Raw genomic sequence first — 19,408 nt, 5'->3', positions numbered from 1 at the left:
CAAGCTGCAAGTTTGAGCAAAGCGGCAATCAGCTTGAAGCTTGCCGCTTGTGGCTTAAGGCTTGAATTAGCTGTCGAGCGCCTTGTACTTCTCGCGCAGGTGGTTACGAATCCACACTGCCGAAAGGTTCAGCGACGCAATCACCAGCACCAGCAACAGCGCGGTGGCGTACACCAGCGGGCGGGCCGCCTCCACGTTGGGGCTCTGGAAGCCCACGTCGTAGATATGGAAGCCCAGGTGCATGATCTTCTGGTCCAGGTGCAGGTATGGATAGTTGCCATCCACCGGCAGCGAGGGCGCCAGCTTCACTACACCTACCAGCATCAGCGGCGCGACTTCACCGGCAGCGCGTGCCACCGCCAGGATCATGCCGGTCATCATGGCCGGGCTGGCCATGGGCAGGACGATCTTCCACAGCGTCTCGGCCTTGGTGGCGCCCAGCGCCAGCGAGCCTTCACGTACCGTACGCGGGATGCGTGCCAGCCCTTCTTCCGTGGCCACGATCACCACTGGCACCGCCAGCAGCGCCAGGGTCAGCGATGCCCACAGCAGGCCGGGCGTACCCAAGGTAGGTGCCGGCAGGGCCTCTGGGAAGAACAGGCGGTCGATCGACCCGCCCAGCACGTAGACAAAAAAGCCCAGCCCGAACACACCGTAGACGATCGCCGGCACACCGGCCAGGTTGTTCACCGCGATGCGAATCAGGCGCGTCACAGGGCCCTGGCGCGCGTACTCACGCAGGTACACCGCCGCAAGTACACCGAACGGGGTGACGATCACCGCCATGATCAGGGTCATCATCACGGTGCCGAAGATAGCCGGGAAAATCCCGCCTTCGGTGTTGGCTTCACGCGGGTCGTCGCTGAGGAATTCCCAGACTTTACCGAAGTAGGTGCCCAGCTTGGTGAAGCCGGACATGGCGTTGGGCTGGATGGCGTGCACCACCTTGCTCAGGTTGATTTCAACCTCCCGGCCATTGCCATCACGCGCCACCAGGCTGTCGCGGGCGAAGGCCTGGTGCAGGCCGGTCAGGCGCTCTTCCACGGCCTTGTAGCGGCTGTTCAGCTCGGCCCGGTCTGCGTCCATGTCAGCCTGGGCCGCGGCGTCCAGCTTGCCTTCCAGCTCAAGCTTGCGGGCCTGCAGGCGCAGACGTTCCAGGCCATGGTTGATGGCGCCGATGTCTTTCTTTTCCAGCGCCTGCAGCTGCCTGTTGAGCGTGTTGGCGCGCTGCAAGCGAGCCTGCAGCTCACCCCAGGCAGCGGGCCCTTGGGCGACCACGCGGCCTTCTTCCTTGACGCTGACCAGGTAGCCGTAGAAGTTGCCCCACTCGCGACGCTCAAGGGCCATCAGCTCGGACGGGCGTTTTTCATCGACCAGCCATTCGCCCACCACCCAGGTGAAGTCGCTGCCGTTGAGGTCGCGGTTACCTACCTTGATCAACTCGCGGGTCATGAACTCCGGGCCCTGGTCGGGCACCGGCAGGCCGGCGCCCTTCAGGCGCGCACGCGGCACTTCTTCCTGCTGCACCACCTCGCCGATGACCGTCTGCTGCACCTGGCCCGGCACCTTGTAGGTGGCCTGAACCAGGTCTGCCGGCCAGAAGTGGCCCAGCCCGCGTACGGCAATGACCGCCAGCAGCCCGACGGTCATGATCACCGCCATGGCCACCGCGCCGCCGCTCATCCATACGCCGGGGGCGCCGCTCTTGAACCAGCCTTTGAGGGAATCCTTTTTCACGGATCGCTACCTTTCTATCAAAGCGACGAGTATTTCTTGCGCAGACGCTGGCGAATCAGCTCGGCCAAGGTGTTCATGACGAAGGTGAACATCAGCAGCACCAGGGCGGCCAGGAACAGCACCCGGTAATGGCTACCGCCGACTTCCGACTCCGGCATCTCCACGGCCACGTTGGCCGCCAGGGTGCGCATGCCCTCGAACAGGTTCATTTCCATCACTGGGGTGTTGCCAGTGGCCATCAGCACGATCATGGTTTCGCCTACCGCCCGGCCCATACCGATCATTAGCGCCGAGAAGATACCCGGGCTGGCGGTGAGGATGACCACGCGGGTCAGGGTTTGCCAGGGCGTGGCACCCAGGGCCAGCGAGCCCAGGGTGAGGCTGCGTGGCACGCTGAACACGGCGTCTTCGGCAATGGAGTAGATGTTCGGGATAACCGCAAAGCCCATGGCGATGCCCACCACCATGGCGTTGCGCTGGTCGTAGGTGATGCCCAGGTCGTTGGTGATCCACAACCGCATGTCGCCGCCGAAGAACCAGCTTTCCAGGTGCGGGCTCATGGTCAGGGCGAACCAACCGGTGAGCAGAATGACCGGGATCAGGATCGCGGCTTCCCAGCCATCGGGCACACGCAGGCGCAGGGACTCGGGCAGCCTGCTCCAGGTGAACCCTGCCAGCAAGATGCCCAGCGGCATCAGCAGGAACAGGCTGAACACGCCTGGCAGGTGACCTTCCAGGTACGGCGCCAGGAACAGGCCGGCGAAGAACCCGAGAATGACCGTGGGCATGGCTTCCATCAGCTCGATCACCGGCTTGACCTTGCGGCGCATGCCCGGGGCCATGAAGTAGGCCGTATAGATGGCAGCAGCGATGGCCAGCGGGGCCGCCAGGATCATGGCGTAGAACGCCGCCTTCAGCGTACCGAAGGTGAGCGGAGACAGGCTGAGCTTGGGCTCGAAGTCGGTGTTCGAAGCCGTCGACTGCCATACGTACTTGGGCTCATCGTAGTTTTCATACCACACCTTGCCCCACAGCGCGCTGAAGGATACCTCTGGGTGCGGGTTGCGCAGGCTCAGCGGCAGCAGCTTGCCCGCTTCTTCGATGATGATGCGGTTGGCCCGGGGCGACAGGGCGAGGATACCCGCGCCAGGGGCTACGGGTTCCACCAGCAAGGTGCGGTGTGCGGTGCTGTGGAACACGCCCAGCTTGCCGTCTGCATCCAGGGCGATGAAGCCCTTGCGGCGCTCCTCGGCGTCAATCTGCACGATAGGCGCCGTGCCCATCTGGAACGTCCGAATCTGTTTGAAACGCGACTCGCCATCCGGGTCGCGGGCCATGAACCACTGGGCCAGGCCGCCTTCTGAGTTACCCACGATCAGCGAAATGCCACCGACCAGCTGGGTGGTCGCGGTCACTTCGGTGCCGGCGTTTTCAGACAGCTTGTAGCGGCCATTCAGGCTTTTGTCGCGCAGGCTGAACACGTCCGCGCTGGCGCGGCCGTTGATCACGTACAACCACTGCTGACGGGGGTCGATGAAGATGTTCTTCACCGTTTCGGTCATTTGCGGCAGGGCGATACGGTTCTGCTCGGTGGTGACCTCACCGGTCATCATGTTTTCGCTACGGGTCAGCGCCAGTACCTGCAACTGGGCCCCGGTCGAGCCGGCCAGCAGCAGGGTATCACCATTGACGTTGACGCTGACGTGGTCCAGCCCACGGCCCTGCTCGTCCAGCACAAAGGGCTGTTCCCCATACGGGTAGTCGATGCCGGGGGTGATGGTCTTGTGGTTGTCCGGGTAGGTGATCTTGTAGCTGTGGTGGAACACCAGCGCCTGGCCGTTGGACAGGCCCAATACCACCACCGGGCTGCCCGGCTGGTCGGCACCAATGGATGTAACCTGGGTGCCGGTGGGCACGGGCAAGTCCACACGCTTGAGTTCATTACCCGTCTTGGTGTCGAAGAACAGCGCCTGGCCTTTGTCCGAAACGCGCATTCCAACCAGGTTCTGCTCTTCAAGTGCGATCATCAGCGGCTTGCCGGCATCCTGCTGCAGCCAGGCCGGCGCCAGGGCTTGCTTTTTGGTCAGCTCGGCGCCCTGGAACAACGGCAGCACCACGTAGGCCAGGTAGAAGAAGATCAACGTGATGGCGGCCAGCACAGCAAGCCCGCCCACCAGTACGTACCAGCGGGTCAGGCGGTCCTTCAAAGCGCGAATGCGCCGCTTGCGTTGAAGCTCCGGCGTATTGAAATCAATGCGCACAGGCTGGGAATTTTGGGTCATTGTGGAGTTGGCCAGATCATTCATGGGCACACCCTAGCGGTCCCGTATGACAAAAACATGACAATGCGATGACGCACGGAAGCCCGACGCACAGTAAGCCTGGCTTCGGGCTGGGAGTGGTGAAAGAGGCCGGTTTACCCCGGCCCCTTCATCGGTCAATTACTGCTTGGCAACATTACCGGCGTGGGACAGGCCCAGGTCAGCCAGGGTCTTGTCGACCACCTTGGCGGGCAGCGGAATGTAGCCGTCCTTCACCACCACCTGCTGACCGGCCTGCGACAGCACCAGCTTGACGAACTCGGCTTCCAGCGGCGCCAGCGGCTTGTTCGGCGCCTTGTTGACGTAGACGTACAGGAAGCGCGAGAGCGGGTAGCTGCCGTTCAGGGCGTTGGTCTCGTTGTCTTCGATGAACTCCCCGCCTTCTTTCTTGGCCAGGGCTACGGTCTTCACGCTGGCGGTCTTGTAGCCGATACCCGAGTAGCCGATGCCGTTCAGCGACGAGCTGATCGACTGCACCACCGAAGCCGAGCCAGGCTGCTCGTTCACATTAGGCTTGAAGTCGCCTTTGCACAGGGCTTCTTCCTTGAAATAGCCGTAGGTGCCGGAAACCGAGTTGCGGCCGAACAGCTGGATTGGCTTGTTGGCCAGGTCGCCGGTTACACCCACGTCGCCCCAGGTCTTGATGTCAGCCTTGGCGCCGCACAGGCGGGTGGAGGAGAAGATTGCGTCAACCTGGGCCATGGTCAGGCCTTTGATCGGGTTGTCCTTGTGCACGAACACGGCCAGGGCGTCGACAGCCACAGGGATGGCAGTTGGCTTGTAGCCGTACTTCTGCTCGAACGCCTGCAGCTCCACGTCCTTCATCTTGCGGCTCATCGGGCCGAGGTTGGCGGTGCCTTCGGTCAGCGCAGGTGGCGCGGTGGAGGAGCCAGCAGCCTGGATCTGGATGTTGACGTTCGGGTATTCCTTTTTGTAGGCCTCGGCCCACAAGGTCATCAGGTTCGCGAGGGTATCGGAACCAACGCTGGAGAGGTTGCCCGAAACACCGGTGGTCTTGGTGTAGGTCGGGATTGCAGGGTCGACAGCAGCTACCGCGTTGGCGGTTGCAACGCCAGCGGCGGCAAAGGTGAGGGCCGCCATCAAACGCTTCAGTTTCATGCCTTGCTCCTAGCAGGAATAGGGGTATGCAGCAGTGGAACGGGGCCCAGTATCAGCAGCTCGCATGAACAGCATATGACCCGATTGTGACAGTTGGATGAAATGCCATCATTGCAACCTGCCCCTTCATCAGCGCTTGTTGGCAAGCAGATACACCCCCACTGCCAGCCCTACCCCGCACAACACCGCTACATAATAGGCAGGCGCCATCGGGCTGACTTTCAGCAAGCCGGTCACCGCCATCGGGGTGAGCCCGCCGAAGATCGCGTAGGCCACGTTGTACGAGAACGACAGGCCGCTGAAACGCACAGCGGCCGGGAACGCCTTGACCATCACATACGGCACCGCGCCGATCACCCCCACGCACAGGCCGGTCAGCGCATACAGCGGGAACAGCAGCTCAGGCCGGGTGGGCAGGCTGTGGTAGAACGTCCAGGAGCTGGCCAGCAGCAGCAGGCTGCCGACCACGAACACCCGGCCCGCGCCAAACCGGTCAGCCAGGCTGCCCGCGCCGATACAGCCGACGCTGAGCAGCACGATGGCCAGGCTGTTGGCCTTGAGCGAGTCGGTGGGGCTGATGTGGTAGAGGCTCTGCAGCAGCGCTGGTGTCATCAGGATGACCACCACGATGCCGGCTGACAGCAGCCAGGTGAGCAGCATCGACAGCAGGATCGGGCCGCGGTGGTCGCGCAGTACGGCGCGCAGTGGCAGCTCTTCGGCCAGTGCCTTGCGCTGCTGCATCTCGGCGAATACCGGGGTTTCATGCAGCCAACGGCGCAGGTAAACCGAGAACAGGCCGAACACGCCACCGAGCAGGAACGGGATTCGCCAGGCGTAATCGGCGACTTCCTCCACGCTGTACACGCTGTTGATCAGCGTCGCCACCAGCGAACCGAGCAGAATGCCCGCCGTCAGGCCGGCGGTGAGCGTGCCGCAGGCATAGCCAGTGTTGCGGGCGGGTACGTGCTCGGACACGAATACCCAGGCGCCAGGCACCTCGCCACCAATGGCTGCACCCTGCACGACGCGCATGAGCAACAGCAGAATCGGCGCCCACAAGCCAATCTGCGCATAAGTAGGCAACAGGCCCATGATCAGCGTGGGCAAGGCCATCATGAAGATGCTCAGGGTGAACATCTTCTTGCGCCCCAGCAGGTCGCCGAAGTGGGCCATGATGATGCCGCCCAGCGGGCGCGCCAGGTAACCTGCGGCAAAGATGCCGAAGGTTTGCATCAGGCGCAGCCACTCCGGCATGTCGGCAGGGAAGAATAACTTGCCCACCACGGTGGCGAAGAACACGAAAATGATGAAGTCGTAGAACTCCAGCGCCCCGCCCAATGCAGACAGCGAAAGGGTCTTGTAGTCATTGCGGGTCAGCGGCCGTGGGGCCTGCTCGATACTACTGGGCACGGAAGTCATTGCGGGGCGTTCTCTTTATAAGGCGTGCGGGCCGCTTGGCATGCAGCTTCTTGATGTGGGGACAGGCGAAGATAGCAAATTGCCTGGCCAGGCCGAAAGCGATACAAAAACCATACAGATATTCACGAATGCACGGTCGTCGCTTGGGATGATGCTCTATATACTGGCGTTTCGTAGGAAAAGTGTGCTGCTAGCGTGGGATGTTGTGCGAAAACGCCGGTCACTATACTCAGGCGGTTTCGCAGAGTTTCCCTACGGCCGCCCCGTTATACGAAATCGGCGTAGTATGTTGTCAGCTGAATCGTCTACCCGGCCTTTGCGCCACACCAACGAAAAGCGTCACGGGTCAGAGGCCCCACCGCATGATTGAGCTCGAACAAGAAGATCCAATCCCCCAAGGCGACCTGGCCTTGCAGATCACGGCCCTGCCGCGCGAAACCAACGGCTTCGGCGACATCTTCGGCGGCTGGCTGGTCGCGCAGATGGACCTGGCCGGCACCGCCATGGCCAGCCGCGTGGCCGGTGGGCGCGTTGCCACCGTGGCCATCGACCGCATGGCGTTTCTGGTACCGGTCGCCGTCGGTGCGCAGCTGTCCTTCTATACCCAGACCCTGGAGATCGGCCGCAGCTCGATCCAGATGATGGTCGAGGTGTGGAGTGACGACCCGTTGTCCAGCGAATGGCGCAAGGTCACCGAAGCCGTCTTCGTATTCGTCGCCATCGACGGCAGTGGCCGTACCCGCTCCGTCCCTCGTCGCTGAGCCCTGCCGGCGGTAAACTCGTTGCCTGTGCCCGGGTCCAAGGCCCACTGGCAATCAACGAGATGAATGCAATGGCTACCTTCCAGGTCGTAACCGAGCAACATGGCGAACTGAGCTGCTGGCGGATCAGCAGTGACCACGCCGAACTCCTGATCGCCCAGCAGGGCGCACAGATCCTCAGCTACCAGCGGCTCGGCGAACCGCCGCTGCTGTGGCTGAGCGACCAGGCCATCTTCCGACAGGGTAAGTCGGTACGCGCCGGGGTGCCGGTGTGCTGGCCATGGTTCGGCAACCTGCAGCGAAATCCCACTGCCGTTCAGGCCATGTACCAGGGTGAACAAGCCCCTGCCCACGGCCTGGCGCGCACCCGCGACTGGCAATTGCTGGGTATCGAGGAAGCGGGTGAGGGCCTGCGCATCGAGCTGCAATTGCCCGAAGCGCAGGGGCAGCTCCCCGGCTGGCCCCACAAGGTAGAGCTGAAACTGGTGGTGCAGTTGGGCAATGACCTTGGCCTCACGCTCACAAGCCGCAACACTGGCAGTACCCCGGTGACCATCAGCCAGGCCCTGCACAGCTACCTTGCCGTCAGCGATGTACGCCAGGCGCGTGTAGAAGGCGTCGAAGGGTTGGGGTATATCGAAACCCTGGCCGACTGGGAGCAGCGTCAACAGCAAGGCGCCCTGACGTTTACCGGTGAAACCGACCGCATCTACCTGGGCACCCCGAACACGCTGAGTATCGTCGACCCGCAATGGAACCGGCGCATCAACCTGACTAGCAGCGGCTCACGTTCTGCCGTTATCTGGAACCCCTGGACGGACCGAGCCAGGGAACTGCCAGACATGGCCGATGACGGCTGGCAGCGGATGCTGTGTATCGAAACAGCCAATGTGTGGGATGACGTGGTGACGTTGCAGCCGGGGGCGAGCCATTCGCTGGGCTTCAGGGTCGGTTGCGAAGTGATCTGAATATTGCAGTGGGCTGCGGGCCTCTTCGCGGGTAAACCCGCTCCCACCCTTACCGCATCAGACTTGAAATGAATGAAGCGCTTGTGGGAGCGGCGGTGCGGCGATCCGATTTACCCGCGAAGAGGCCCGCACAGGCAATCAAAGGTCCGCATCTACCACCACTCTTACTTTCCCCGCATCCAGGGCGTAGGCGGCATCGGCAAGGTCATTGCTGACCTTTTCCACCTTCAGCTTGCCGCTGACCCACAACGGTGTGTAGATATCGTCGATCTTCAACCCCTTGGGGTAGCGCACCAGCACCAGCTGGTTGGGTGGGGGCGGCGGTACATGGATGCACGCGCCAGGGTATGGCACCAGGAAAAACAGCGTGCTGTTGCCCTTGGCGTCGCTTTCCAACGGCACCGGGTAACCGCCCAGGCGTATGTCCTTGCCATTCATGGCCGCTACGGTCTTGGTGGAATACATCACCGCAGGCAGGCCTTTGCTCTGCTTCATCCCGCCCTTGGCCGTGAAGGTCCCCATGGCTTCGGGTGAGTTGTGGTCGATTTCGGGCATCGCTTCGAGCGCCTTCTGGTCCGACTTGGGCATCAGCTCCAGCCAATCGGTCTCGGGCAGCTCGGCATGGGCTAGGGCACTGGCCAGCAACAGGGGGAAGAGGAAAAACGCACGCATGCTCGGCAACTCGGAAGAATTGCCGAGCATTCTAACCAGAATTCAGCGTTTCTTGATGAATCCGTAGATCACCAGAAGAATGATGGCACCGACCAGTGCACCGAAGAAGCCAGCCGCTTGCCCGGCCTGGTAGATACCCAGCGCCTGGCCGCCATACGTGGCCAGCAGCGAGCCTGCGATACCCAGCAGGATGGTCATGATCCAGCCCATGCTGTCGTCACCCGGCTTGAGGAAGCGGGCCAGCAGGCCGACGATGAGGCCGATGAAGATGGTTCCGATGATGCCCATGGCAATCCCTCTGCAGTGAAGATGAAGCACGTCAACGCATGGGTGCGCGTTGACGTGTTGCCTCTTCAGAGGGCCTGACGCCTGCAGAAGTTCGATACCTGCGCGTGATCACTCGCCGATCAGTGCTTGCACTTCGGCGATCTTGCGCTCCAGGGTAGCCATGTCGCTGCAACGCAGGGTCGCGTGGCCGACCTTGCGCCCGACCTTGAACGCCTTGCCATAGTGATGCAGGTGGCAATCATCGATGGCGATCACTTTATCCACAGCAGGCACTTCGCCGATGAAGTTGAGCATCGCGCTCTCCCCCACCTTGGCGGTGGAGCCCAGCGGCAAGCCGGCGACGGCACGCAGGTGGTTCTCGAACTGGCTGCACTCGGCACCTTCGATGGTCCAGTGGCCGGAGTTGTGTACCCGGGGTGCGATTTCATTGGCCTTGAGGCCACCGTCCACCTCGAAGAACTCAAAGGCCATGACGCCGACGTAGTCCAGTTGCTGCAATACGCGGCCAACGTAATCCTCGGCCAACGCCTGCAACGGGTGCACCTGGCTGGCCACCGACAAGCGCAGGATGCCGCTCTCGTGGGTGTTGTGCACCAGCGGGTAGAAGCGCGTTTCGCCGTCGCGGGCGCGCACGGCGACCAGCGATACTTCACCCGTGAACGGCACGAAGCCTTCCAGCAGGCAGGGCACGCTGCCCAGTTCGGCGAACGTACCCACGACGTCTTCGGGCGTGCGCAGCACCTTCTGGCCCTTGCCGTCGTAACCCAGCGTGCGGGTTTTCAGCACCGCCGGCAGGCCGATGCTGGCAACTGCCGCGTCCAGGTCTGCCTGCGACAGGATATCGGCGAAGGCCGGGGTGGGGATGCCCAGGTCACGGAACATGCTCTTTTCGAACAGGCGGTCACGGGCGATGCGCAGCGCCTCGGCGCTGGGGTACACCGGCACGAACTGCGAAAGAAACGCCACGGTCTCGGCCGGAACGCTCTCGAACTCGAAGGTGACCAGGTCGACCTCGTCGGCCAGCTGGCGCAGGTGCTCCTGATCGCCGTAGTCTGCCCGCAGGTGCTCGCCCAGCGGCGCGGCGCAGGCATCTGGCGCCGGGTCGAGGAAGGCGAAGTTCATGCCCAGCGGGGTACCCGCCAGAGCCAGCATACGGCCCAGCTGGCCGCCACCGATAACACCGATCTTCATGGGTTGGGCCTCAAGCCTGACGCGGGTCTGGGTTGTCCAGCACGGTGTCGGTCTGTTCCGTGCGGAACTGCTTCAACGCGGCGTGGAACTGCGGGTGCCTGGCACCGAGGATGCTGGCCGACAGCAGGGCAGCGTTGACTGCACCGGCCCGGCCAATGGCCAGGGTGGCGACAGGGACGCCAGCGGGCATCTGCACGATCGACAGCAACGAATCGACACCCGACAGCATCGACGACTGCACAGGTACACCCAGCACCGGCAGGTGGGTCTTGGCGGCGCACATGCCTGGCAGGTGCGCGGCACCACCGGCACCGGCGATGATCACCTCGATGCCACGGCCATCGGCCTCTTCAGCGTACTGGAACAGCAGATCCGGGGTACGGTGGGCGGAAACCACCTTCACCTCGTAGGGAATGCCGAGTTTTTCCAGCATATCGGCGGTGTGGCTAAGGGTGGACCAATCGGACTTGGAGCCCATGATCACGCCAACCAGTGCACTCATCGTCGAGCCTCTTCGCTTGTGCGCCCGCAGGCGCGTCAAAAAACAACAAGCCACGCGGGACGACCGGCGTGGCTTGTTTGCTGATCAGGACCGGACGCATCCGGTCAGAAGGCCGCGCAGTATACCGTAAGCAGGTGCGGTTAAGGCACCCCGGCGACCAACTGTCGGCCTTATTTTTCGGGGCTTTGGCTGACTTTCAGGTCAACCGTGGCGCCCTCCAGTTTGCGCCACAGCAGGCGGACATTGGCCTTGCGCACCAGCGCGCAGCGGTACAGGCGGATTTCCAGCGGCACGTGCCACTGGCTGCCGCCACAAATCACCAGTTCGCCACGCTCCAGCTCGCCACGCATCGACAGCCGGGGCACCCAGGCGATACCCATGCCTTCGAGCGCCATGCTTTTCAGGCTGTCGGCCATGGCCGTCTCATACACAGTGGTGTAACGCAGGTTGCGCTGACGCAGCAGCAAACTCACCGAGCGCCCCAGAAACGCCCCGGCGGTATACGCCAGCAGCGGCACGCTGGCGTCACCTTCAAGGTCGAACAGCGGCTTGCCCTGAGCATCCACCGCGCACACTGGCAACATCTCGGTGGTACCCATGTGCAGCGAGGGGAAGATCTCGGCATCCATCTGCAGCGCTGCATCGGGGTCGTAGAACGCCAGCATCAGGTCACACCCCCCTTCACGCAGGGCATGCACGGCATCCCCGACGTTGGTCGCAACCAGGCGCGTGGCGATATTCAGGCCGTCATTGCGCAATTGCGCCACCCAGCGAGGGAAAAACCCTGACGCCAGGGAGTGCGCGGCAGCCACCTGCACCACTTCGCCCTGCCCCCCTTCCAGATGATGCAAATGGCGCAGAATTTCGCTCAACTGGTCGACAACGGTACGTGCGGTAACTAAAAAAAGCTGCCCCGCCTCGGTCAGTTCAATAGGCGTGCGCGACCGGTTGACCAGTTGCAGGCCAAGGGCGGCCTCCAGGCTGCGTATACGCCGGCTGAATGCTGGCTGGGTGACGAAACGGCGTTCCGCCGCCTGGGAAAAACTGCGCGTGGCAGCCAGGGCACTGAAGTCTTCCAGCCATTTGCTTTCAAGGTTCATGAAGCATATCTCCCGGCGTGCACCAAAATGGACCACGCTCGAATATCAATCGGCGTCACATCAATCCCTATGCCGTTTGTGCATAGGTTAGCGTGCAACAGCATTGGCCGCAAAAACCCCTTCAGGCCTAGGATTGGCGCCATTCCGGCATGTGCCGGGTCAAACTCGAGATGATATACATCATGTCCTCCGCTGCATCGTTCCGCGTCGAAAAAGATTTGTTGGGTACCCTTGAAGTGCCAGCCGATGCCTACTACGGCATCCAGACCCTGCGCGCTGCCAACAACTTCCACCTCTCCGGTGTTCCGCTGTCGCACTACCCCAAGCTGGTCGTGGCACTGGCCATGGTCAAGCAGGCAGCTGCCGACGCCAACCGTGAGCTGGGTCACCTGAGCGATGCCAAGCACGCTGCCATCAGCGCAGCCTGTGCACGCCTGATCAAGGGCGACTACCACGAGCAGTTCGTGGTGGACATGATCCAGGGCGGTGCTGGTACTTCTACCAACATGAACGCCAACGAAGTCATCGCAAACATCGCGTTGGAGGCCATGGGCCACCAAAAGGGTGAGTACAAGTACCTGCACCCCAACAACGACGTGAACATGGCGCAGTCGACCAACGACGCCTACCCCACGGCCATCCGCCTGGGCCTGCTGCTGGGTCATGACGCACTGCTGGCCAGCCTCGAAAGCCTGATCCAGGCCTTTGCCGCCAAGGGCAAGGAGTTCGACCACGTACTGAAGATGGGCCGTACCCAGCTGCAGGACGCTGTACCGATGACCCTGGGCCAGGAATTCCGTGCCTTCGCCACCACCATGACCGAAGACCTGCAGCGTCTGCGCTCGCTGGCACCGGAACTGCTCACCGAAATCAACCTGGGTGGTACCGCCATCGGCACCGGCATCAACGCCGACCCTGGCTACCAGGCCCTGGCCGTGCAGCGCCTGGCAACCATCAGCGGCCAGCCGCTGGTGCCAGCCGCCGACCTGATCGAGGCCACCTCCGACATGGGTGCCTTCGTACTGTTCTCGGGCATGCTCAAACGTACCGCGGTCAAGCTGTCGAAGATCTGCAACGACCTGCGCCTGCTGTCCAGCGGCCCACGCACCGGCATCAACGAAATCAACCTGCCGGCTCGCCAGCCAGGCAGCTCGATCATGCCGGGCAAGGTCAACCCGGTCATTCCGGAAGCCGTCAACCAAGTCGCCTTCGCCATCATGGGCAACGACCTGGCACTGACCGTCGCGGCCGAGGGTGGCCAGCTGCAGCTGAACGTGATGGAGCCGCTGATCGCCTACAAGATCTTCGACTCGATCCGCCTGCTCCAGCGCGCCATGGACATGCTGCGCGAGCACTGCATCGTCGGCATCACCGCCAACGAACAGCGCTGCCGTGAACTGGTCGAGCACTCCATTGGCCTGGTCACTGCACTGAACCCGTACATCGGTTACGAAAACGCCACCCGTATCGCCCGTGTTGCCCTGGAAACAGGCCGCGGCGTGCTGGAACTGGTGCGCGAAGAGAAGCTGCTGGACGACGCGATGCTCGACGACATCCTGCGCCCGGAAAACATGATCGCCCCCCGCCTGGTTCCGCTGAAAGCGTAACCGCGGCTGTAAACAGTCTCACCAGGTCGAGGGACTAGACACCTCTCAACCTTTACCTAGCCCGGGGCGCTTGCCCTGGGTTTTTTTTTGCCTGAACCGGCACGCAACTTGCTCTGGAATGCGCTCCAGCCCGACGGGATCGCCCAGCATGCTGCACAGCCACCTGACCACCCTGAATGCGGTTTCGCTGATCCTCAACGTCTTCCAGGCAGACGGTTGCGAGGCCTCTGCGCTGCTGGCCGGCAGCGGCATCGGCCCGGCAGACCTGGGGCATGCCGATGCCCGTATCACCACCCAGCAAGAGCTGCAGGTGTGTGCCAATGCCGTGGCCAGGCGGCAGGACATCGGCCTTGAACTGGGCCGGCGCATGCATGTGTCCAGCTACGGGATGCTGGGTTACGCCCTGCTCTCCAGTGCCACTTTGGGTGACGCCTTGCGCCTGGCCCTGCAATATCCGGCACTGCTGGGAACAGTTTTCAAGTTGCGCTTGCAGGAAGACGGCCAGCGCATCTGGCTCATCGCCAGCGATTATCACGATAGCCCGGCGCTGAGCGCGTTCAACGCAGAGTTCTGCCTGGTATCGCTGAAGGTCATCTGCGACGACCTGCTGGGCCGTACCCTGCCACTGGTCGGCACCCGCTTCGAACATCCTCGGCCCGCTTATCACGCCCTGTACACCGATGCCTTCCAGTGCCCCGTCATCTTCGCCGCAGCAGGCAATGCCTTTGGCTTCGACAAACGCTGGCTGGATACACCGCTGCCGCTGGCCGACCCCATTACCCACAAGGCCATGAGCGAGCGTTGCCGGCGCCTGAACCTGGAATTCACCGGCCGGCAGGCCTGGCTTGGGCGGATCCGCCACCTGCTGGCGCAACAACTGGCCGCAGCACCCGGCCTGGAAGGGCTGGCCCGGCAAATGAACTGCTCGTCACGCACCCTGCGCCGCCATTTGCAGGCGCTGGGTAGCAGTTATCAACAGTTGCTCGACGAGTTGCGCTTCGAGCGGGCCAAGCAGTTGCTGGCCGACGAGCAAATGCCCATCTACCGGATTGCCGAAGCCCTTGGCTTCAGTGAAACCGCCAGCTTCCGGCATGCGTTCCAGCGCTGGAGTGGTGTAGCACCCAGCCAGTTTCGCGGCTGACGTGTGCGTAGCAGGCCCTAACAGGCCACAGCACTTGGCCACATCGATCCCCTTTTGGCCATTTGGGTCGTTCTCGCGCACTGGGCAGCCCGTGACAATTGGCCCACGCCAGTCCTTACCGGAGAACAACAATGCTGACGATCTATTCCGATGACCACCGCCTGCACCATGGCCGCTGCGAGCTGATCGATGGCAAGCTGATGCCCTGTTTCGAAATGCCATCGCGGGCCGACCATGTGCTGGAGCAGGTCAAAAAGCGCAACCTCGGCGCCATTCAGCCGCCCACCGACCATGGGCGGGCGCCTCTGCTGAGGGTTCACAGTGCCGAATACCTGGCCTTCTTCGAGGGCGCCTGGGCACGCTGGGCCGCGCTGGGGCAGGAAGGCGACCTGCTGCCGTTTACCTGGCCCGCCCGTACCCTGCGCCAAGTAAAGCCCACAGGCCTGCACGGCGAACTGGGCTACTACAGCTTCGACGCCGGCGCCCCAATTACCGCCGGCACCTGGCAGGCCGCCTACAGCGCTGCGCAGGTTGCCCTGACTGCCCAGGCGGCGATTCAGCAAGGCGCGCACGCAGCCTTTGCGCTGTGCCGCCCGCCAGGGCACCACGCGGCCGGTGAGGTCATGGGCGGCTACTGCTACCTCAACAACGCCGCTATCGCCGCCCAGGCGTTTCTTGACCAGGGCCGGCGCAAGGTCGCCATCCTGGACGTGGACTACCACCATGGCAACGGCACCCAGGACATCTTCTACCACCGTAGCGACGTGTTCTTCGCATCGATCCACGGCGACCCGCAGGACGAATTCCCCTATTTTCTGGGCTATGCCGATGAAACCGGCGAGGGCGCAGGCGAAGGCTGCAACGTCAACTACCCCCTGCCTGCCGGCAGTGACTGGGCTGCCTGGAGCACCGCCCTGGAAGACGCCTGCCAGCGCATCGCCGGCTACGACGCCGAGGTGCTGGTGGTCTCGCTGGGTGTGGACACCTTCAAGGATGACCCCATTTCGCAATTCAAGCTCGACAGCCCCGACTACCTGGAGATGGGCAAGCGTATTGCCCAGCTGGGCAAGCCCACCTTGTTCGTGATGGAAGGTGGCTATGCCGTCGAGGAAATCGGCATCAACGCAGTCAATGTGCTGGAAGGCTTCCAGCGCGCCCAGCCTGGAGCCCGGCCATGATCCGTCTAAAGCACCTGCTCGCCCCGTTGGTCGCTGCATCGCTATTCGCCGGCGCACTGCACGCGCAGGCCGAACAGCGCACCCTGCGGGTGTACAACTGGTTCGACTACATCACGCCTCAGACCCTGACCGGCTTCCAGCAGGACAGCGGCGTGAAACTGATCTATGACATCTTCGATACCAATGAAGCCCTTGAGGCCAAGCTGCTGACCGGTAATTCCGGCTATGACGTGGTGGTGCCCTCGAACGTGTTTCTGGCCAAGCAGATTGAGGCCGGGGTGTTTCAGCCACTGGACCGCAGCAAGTTGCCCAACTGGCAACACCTTGACCCGGCCCTGATGAAACTGATCGAGGCCAACGACCCTGGTAACCAGTTTGCAGTGCCCTACATGTACGGCACCGTACTCATCGGTTTCAACCCGGCCAAGGTCAAGGCGGCGCTGGGTGACAACGCGCCGGTAGACAGCTGGGACCTGATCTTCAAGGAAGAGAACATCGCCAAGCTCAAGCAATGTGGCGTGGCACTGCTCGACTCACCGTCGGAAATCCTGCCGTTGGCCCTGCAGTACCTGGGCCTGCCGCCCAACAGCGACAAACCTGCGGACTACGCGAAGGCTCAGGCGCTGCTGCTGAAGATCCGCCCGTACATCACCTACTTCCACTCTTCCAAGTACATGGCTGACATCGCCAATGGCGATATCTGCGTGGCGGTCGGGTACAGCGGCAGCTTCTCCCAGGCCGCCAACCGCGCACGCGAGGCCAAGAACGGCGTGGTCGTGGACATGCGCCTGCCGAAGGAAGGCGCGCCGATCTGGTTCGACATGCTGGCGATTCCGAAGAACGCGGCCAACCCCGAGGATGCCTACACGTTCATCAACTACCTGCTGCGCCCTGAGGTGATTGCGCCGATCAGCGACTTTGTCGGGTACCCCAACCCGAACAAGGATGCGACCGACAAAGTGGACCCTGCCATCCGCAACAACCCCAACCTGTACCCGACTGCAGAGGCCATGGCCAAGCTGTATACGCTCACCCCGCTCGCTCGCGATGCTGAACGTGCGCGGACACGGGCCTGGACGCGGATCAAGTCCGGCACCTGACGGCGCGGGCCTTTGGGAGCGGGAAACCGTGGCGAGTCTCAGGCTCGCCACGCTCTGCGCAGGCGCATCAGCGCATCGGCGATCTCCCCTTCCGGTACTGCTGCGAACCCCAGCACCAGCCCTGCCCGCTTATCAACAGGCACCGTGCTGTCGCCCAACCAGAAGTTGCTGAGCGGCGTCACCTCGACCCCGGCTGAACGGGCTTTGGCAACCAGAGCCTGCTCACGGGCGAAGTTATCCACATCCACCTTTACGTGTAACCCTGCCGACACGTCGGGCATTGCTGCCAAACCGGGAATATCCACAGGCCAACCGGCCTTGAGCATGTTGCGCCGGCTGAGCGCGGCCTTGCGCATGCGGCGAACGTGCCGCTGGAAGTGCCCTTGGGCCATGAACTGCGCCATCACACATTGCGAACTCACTTCTGAATGGCGCACAGCCAACGCCTTGGCCTGCCCGAACGCTTGTGCCAGCGGTGGGGGCAATACCAGGTAGCCCATGCGCAACGCCGGGAAGGCAATCTTGCCAAAAGTGCCGACGTACAGCACCCGCCCCTGTGTGTCCAAGGCGGCAAGCGGAGCCAAGGGGGCACCGCTGTAGCGGTATTCCCCATCATAATCGTCTTCGATGATCCAGCCCTGATTGCGCTCCGCCCAGGCAAGCAACTGCAGGCGTCGGGCCAGGCTCATGGTGACGCCGGTGGGGTACTGATGCGCCGGGGTTACATAGGCAAGGCGGCACGCCGGCCATTGCTCAAGCTGATCGCAGGCGACCCCTTCCTCATCCACCGCCACGCCGTACAAACGCGCACCCGCCAACGCAAAGGCATGCCCCGCTGCGCGATAGCCCGGGTTTTCCACAGCCACGGCCTCACCCGGCTGCAACAGCAGCTGTGCACAAAGGCTGATGGCTTGCTGCGCACCACTGGTGATCACAATTTGTTCAGCAGTGCACACAAGGCCCCTTGAACTGCGCAGGTAGGCCGCGATCAACTCACGCAGCTCACGCTCACCTGCAGGGTTGCCGTAGCCCAGCTTTGCAGGGTCGGGGTTACGCCAGAAACCCGCCTGCAGCTTGGCCCAGACGCCGAACGGGAAAAGGTCGAAGGCAGGCAGGCCCAAACGAAATGCCTTGGGTGCGCCCTCCGGGGGTGGCACCAAGTGATGATTTTTCAGCCGCTGCAAAGGCCCATTACTGGTGCCTGAACTGGATAAATCATCAGTGTCAGACGTTGATTTTGTGGATAAACCTGTTGATAAGCACTGGGATAACCCTGTGGACAACTGTGTGGACAGTTTTGGCAGCTGGCTGACGTAGGTACCGTCCCCAACCCGGCTCTCGATGTAGCCTTCTGCATACAGTTGATCATAGGCACGCACCACGCTGTTACGCGACAGGGCCAGCATGGCGGCGAGTTCACGAGTGGCCGGCAGGCGTGTGCCACTGCCAAGGCGGCCATCGAGCACGCGAATCCGCAGCGCCTGGTACAACTGCCGGCTCAGCCCACGGCTACGGTCCAGGGTGATGCCCGTGGGGTCGAACGGTAACGGAGGGCGGCGAATTTCACTCATGCATTGGACCTTTGAAATTTGCAGGTAATGGCTCTTACCCGGAGCCAATCATCTGCCTAGGATGGCACCATTGCATAAGGAAACCGAGCATGTACTCCAGCAAGCCTCATCAAGAGCACGATGTTGCACAGTTGCACACAGCGATGCTGGCTACACGCCTGGCCATTCTGGTCACCCATGGCCCACATGGCTTGCTGGCTACCCACCTGCCTGTGCTGATCGAAACGGCAGAAGGTGAATTGGGTACCGTGTATGCCCACCTGGCACGGGCCAACCCCCAATGGCAGGATTTGGCCCAGGCAAGCGAGGCGCTGCTGGTGTTCCCGGGTGCCGATGCCTACGTTAGCCCCGGTTTCTATCCCAGCAAGCAGGCCAACCCCAAGGTCGTCCCTACCTGGAATTACCTGGCTGTGCATGCCTACGGCACCGCCGAAGTTATCCACAAGCCCGAGCCGCTGCTGGCGATCGTCAGCCGGCTCACCGACCTGCATGAACAAGGCGCCAGCATGCCTTGGCGCGTCAGCGACGCACCGGCTGATTACCTGGCCAGCATGCTCAAGGCCATCGTCGGCGTGCGCCTGCCCATCAGCCGCATGCAAGGTGCTCGCAAGCTCAGCCAGAACCGCCCGCCGCAGGACATTGCTGGCGTGCGTGAGGCACTGAGCGCCAGCCCCGACCCTCTCGACAACCAACTGGCGGCGCACATGCGCCACCTCTAAGGAAGGCATCGCCC

At 62.6% G+C, this 19,408-nt stretch carries 17 protein-coding genes; 7 read left to right on the top strand and 10 right to left on the bottom strand.

From position 1 onward, the window contains the following. Window positions 1–66: 66 nt before the first annotated feature. The 4 genes from pstA to IAE33_RS04980 form a co-directional block, all read right to left on the bottom strand. The gene (gene pstA, locus IAE33_RS04995; protein WP_201162640.1) at window positions 67–1,683 is read right to left on the bottom strand and encodes a phosphate ABC transporter permease PstA; all 1,617 of its coding nucleotides are present in this window, start codon (window positions 1,681–1,683) and stop codon (window positions 67–69) included. 71 nt (window positions 1,684–1,754) lie between these two features. Beyond that, the gene (locus IAE33_RS04990) at window positions 1,755–4,043 is read right to left on the bottom strand and encodes an ABC transporter permease subunit (protein ID WP_201162597.1); all 2,289 of its coding nucleotides are present in this window, start codon (window positions 4,041–4,043) and stop codon (window positions 1,755–1,757) included. Window positions 4,044–4,178: 135 nt separating this feature from the next. Beyond that, window positions 4,179–5,177: a phosphate ABC transporter substrate-binding protein PstS gene (locus IAE33_RS04985; RefSeq protein WP_060480924.1), complete on the bottom strand. Its 999-nt coding sequence runs from the start codon at window positions 5,175–5,177 to the stop codon at window positions 4,179–4,181. Window positions 5,178–5,306: 129 nt separating this feature from the next. Next, window positions 5,307–6,596 carry an MFS transporter gene (locus IAE33_RS04980; RefSeq protein ID WP_201162595.1) on the bottom strand — a complete coding sequence of 430 codons (1,290 nt, stop codon included), beginning with the start codon at window positions 6,594–6,596 and terminating at the stop codon, window positions 5,307–5,309. Between the two features lie 362 nt (window positions 6,597–6,958). Here IAE33_RS04980 and IAE33_RS04975 point away from each other — a divergent pair, with 362 nt between their 5' ends. Then, a complete protein-coding gene (locus IAE33_RS04975) occupies window positions 6,959–7,357 on the top strand; it encodes an acyl-CoA thioesterase (RefSeq protein ID WP_003253317.1) in 399 nt (132 codons plus the stop codon). A gap of 71 nt (window positions 7,358–7,428) precedes the next feature. Then, window positions 7,429–8,325, top strand: a complete 897-nt coding sequence (locus IAE33_RS04970; protein ID WP_201162593.1) for a D-hexose-6-phosphate mutarotase — start codon at window positions 7,429–7,431, stop codon at window positions 8,323–8,325. Between the two features lie 138 nt (window positions 8,326–8,463). Here the strand turns inward: IAE33_RS04970 and IAE33_RS04965 are convergent, their stop codons facing one another. The 5 genes from IAE33_RS04965 to IAE33_RS04945 all read right to left on the bottom strand — a co-directional run bounded on the left by IAE33_RS04965 (window position 8,464) and on the right by IAE33_RS04945 (window position 12,078). Continuing rightward, complete coding sequence (locus tag IAE33_RS04965; RefSeq protein ID WP_201162591.1) at window positions 8,464–8,997, bottom strand: DUF3299 domain-containing protein; 534 nt, start codon at window positions 8,995–8,997, stop codon at window positions 8,464–8,466. 42 nt (window positions 8,998–9,039) lie between these two features. Next, window positions 9,040–9,285 (bottom strand): GlsB/YeaQ/YmgE family stress response membrane protein, encoded by a 246-nt coding sequence (locus tag IAE33_RS04960; protein ID WP_028632860.1) that lies wholly within the window; start codon window positions 9,283–9,285, stop codon window positions 9,040–9,042. A 108-nt stretch (window positions 9,286–9,393) separates the two neighbouring features. Next, complete coding sequence (locus tag IAE33_RS04955; RefSeq protein ID WP_201162589.1) at window positions 9,394–10,476, bottom strand: 5-(carboxyamino)imidazole ribonucleotide synthase; 1,083 nt, start codon at window positions 10,474–10,476, stop codon at window positions 9,394–9,396. 10 nt (window positions 10,477–10,486) lie between these two features. Next, window positions 10,487–10,978 (bottom strand): 5-(carboxyamino)imidazole ribonucleotide mutase, encoded by a 492-nt coding sequence (gene purE / locus IAE33_RS04950; protein WP_028632858.1) that lies wholly within the window; start codon window positions 10,976–10,978, stop codon window positions 10,487–10,489. Window positions 10,979–11,148: 170 nt separating this feature from the next. After that, complete coding sequence (locus IAE33_RS04945) at window positions 11,149–12,078, bottom strand: LysR substrate-binding domain-containing protein (RefSeq protein ID WP_028632857.1); 930 nt, start codon at window positions 12,076–12,078, stop codon at window positions 11,149–11,151. Window positions 12,079–12,260: 182 nt separating this feature from the next. Here IAE33_RS04945 and aspA point away from each other — a divergent pair, with 182 nt between their 5' ends. The 4 genes from aspA to IAE33_RS04925 all read left to right on the top strand — a co-directional run bounded on the left by aspA (window position 12,261) and on the right by IAE33_RS04925 (window position 17,104). Then, window positions 12,261–13,685, top strand: coding sequence for an aspartate ammonia-lyase (gene aspA, locus IAE33_RS04940; RefSeq protein WP_028632856.1), 1,425 nt, complete (start codon window positions 12,261–12,263; stop codon window positions 13,683–13,685). Between the two features lie 148 nt (window positions 13,686–13,833). Next, a complete protein-coding gene (locus IAE33_RS04935) occupies window positions 13,834–14,826 on the top strand; it encodes an AraC family transcriptional regulator (RefSeq protein WP_201162587.1) in 993 nt (330 codons plus the stop codon). Between the two features lie 131 nt (window positions 14,827–14,957). Continuing rightward, window positions 14,958–16,004: a histone deacetylase family protein gene (locus tag IAE33_RS04930; RefSeq protein WP_201162585.1), complete on the top strand. Its 1,047-nt coding sequence runs from the start codon at window positions 14,958–14,960 to the stop codon at window positions 16,002–16,004. After that, window positions 16,001–17,104, top strand: a complete 1,104-nt coding sequence (locus IAE33_RS04925; protein WP_201162583.1) for an extracellular solute-binding protein — start codon at window positions 16,001–16,003, stop codon at window positions 17,102–17,104. Before IAE33_RS04930 ends, IAE33_RS04925 begins: the two co-directional genes overlap by 4 nt. Window positions 17,105–17,142: 38 nt before the next feature. On the opposite strand, the gene pdxR is transcribed toward IAE33_RS04925, so the two are convergent. Further along, window positions 17,143–18,675 (bottom strand): MocR-like pyridoxine biosynthesis transcription factor PdxR, encoded by a 1,533-nt coding sequence (gene pdxR / locus IAE33_RS04920; protein ID WP_201162581.1) that lies wholly within the window; start codon window positions 18,673–18,675, stop codon window positions 17,143–17,145. Window positions 18,676–18,764: 89 nt separating this feature from the next. Here pdxR and IAE33_RS04915 point away from each other — a divergent pair, with 89 nt between their 5' ends. Beyond that, complete coding sequence (locus IAE33_RS04915) at window positions 18,765–19,394, top strand: FMN-binding negative transcriptional regulator (RefSeq protein WP_201162579.1); 630 nt, start codon at window positions 18,765–18,767, stop codon at window positions 19,392–19,394. The last annotated feature ends 14 nt before the right edge of the window (window positions 19,395–19,408 follow it).

The organism is Pseudomonas sp. S60 (assembly GCF_016647865.1).
Classification (GTDB): domain Bacteria; phylum Pseudomonadota; class Gammaproteobacteria; order Pseudomonadales; family Pseudomonadaceae; genus Aquipseudomonas; species Aquipseudomonas parafulva.
This window is presented reverse-complemented; position numbering and strand designations above follow the sequence as displayed.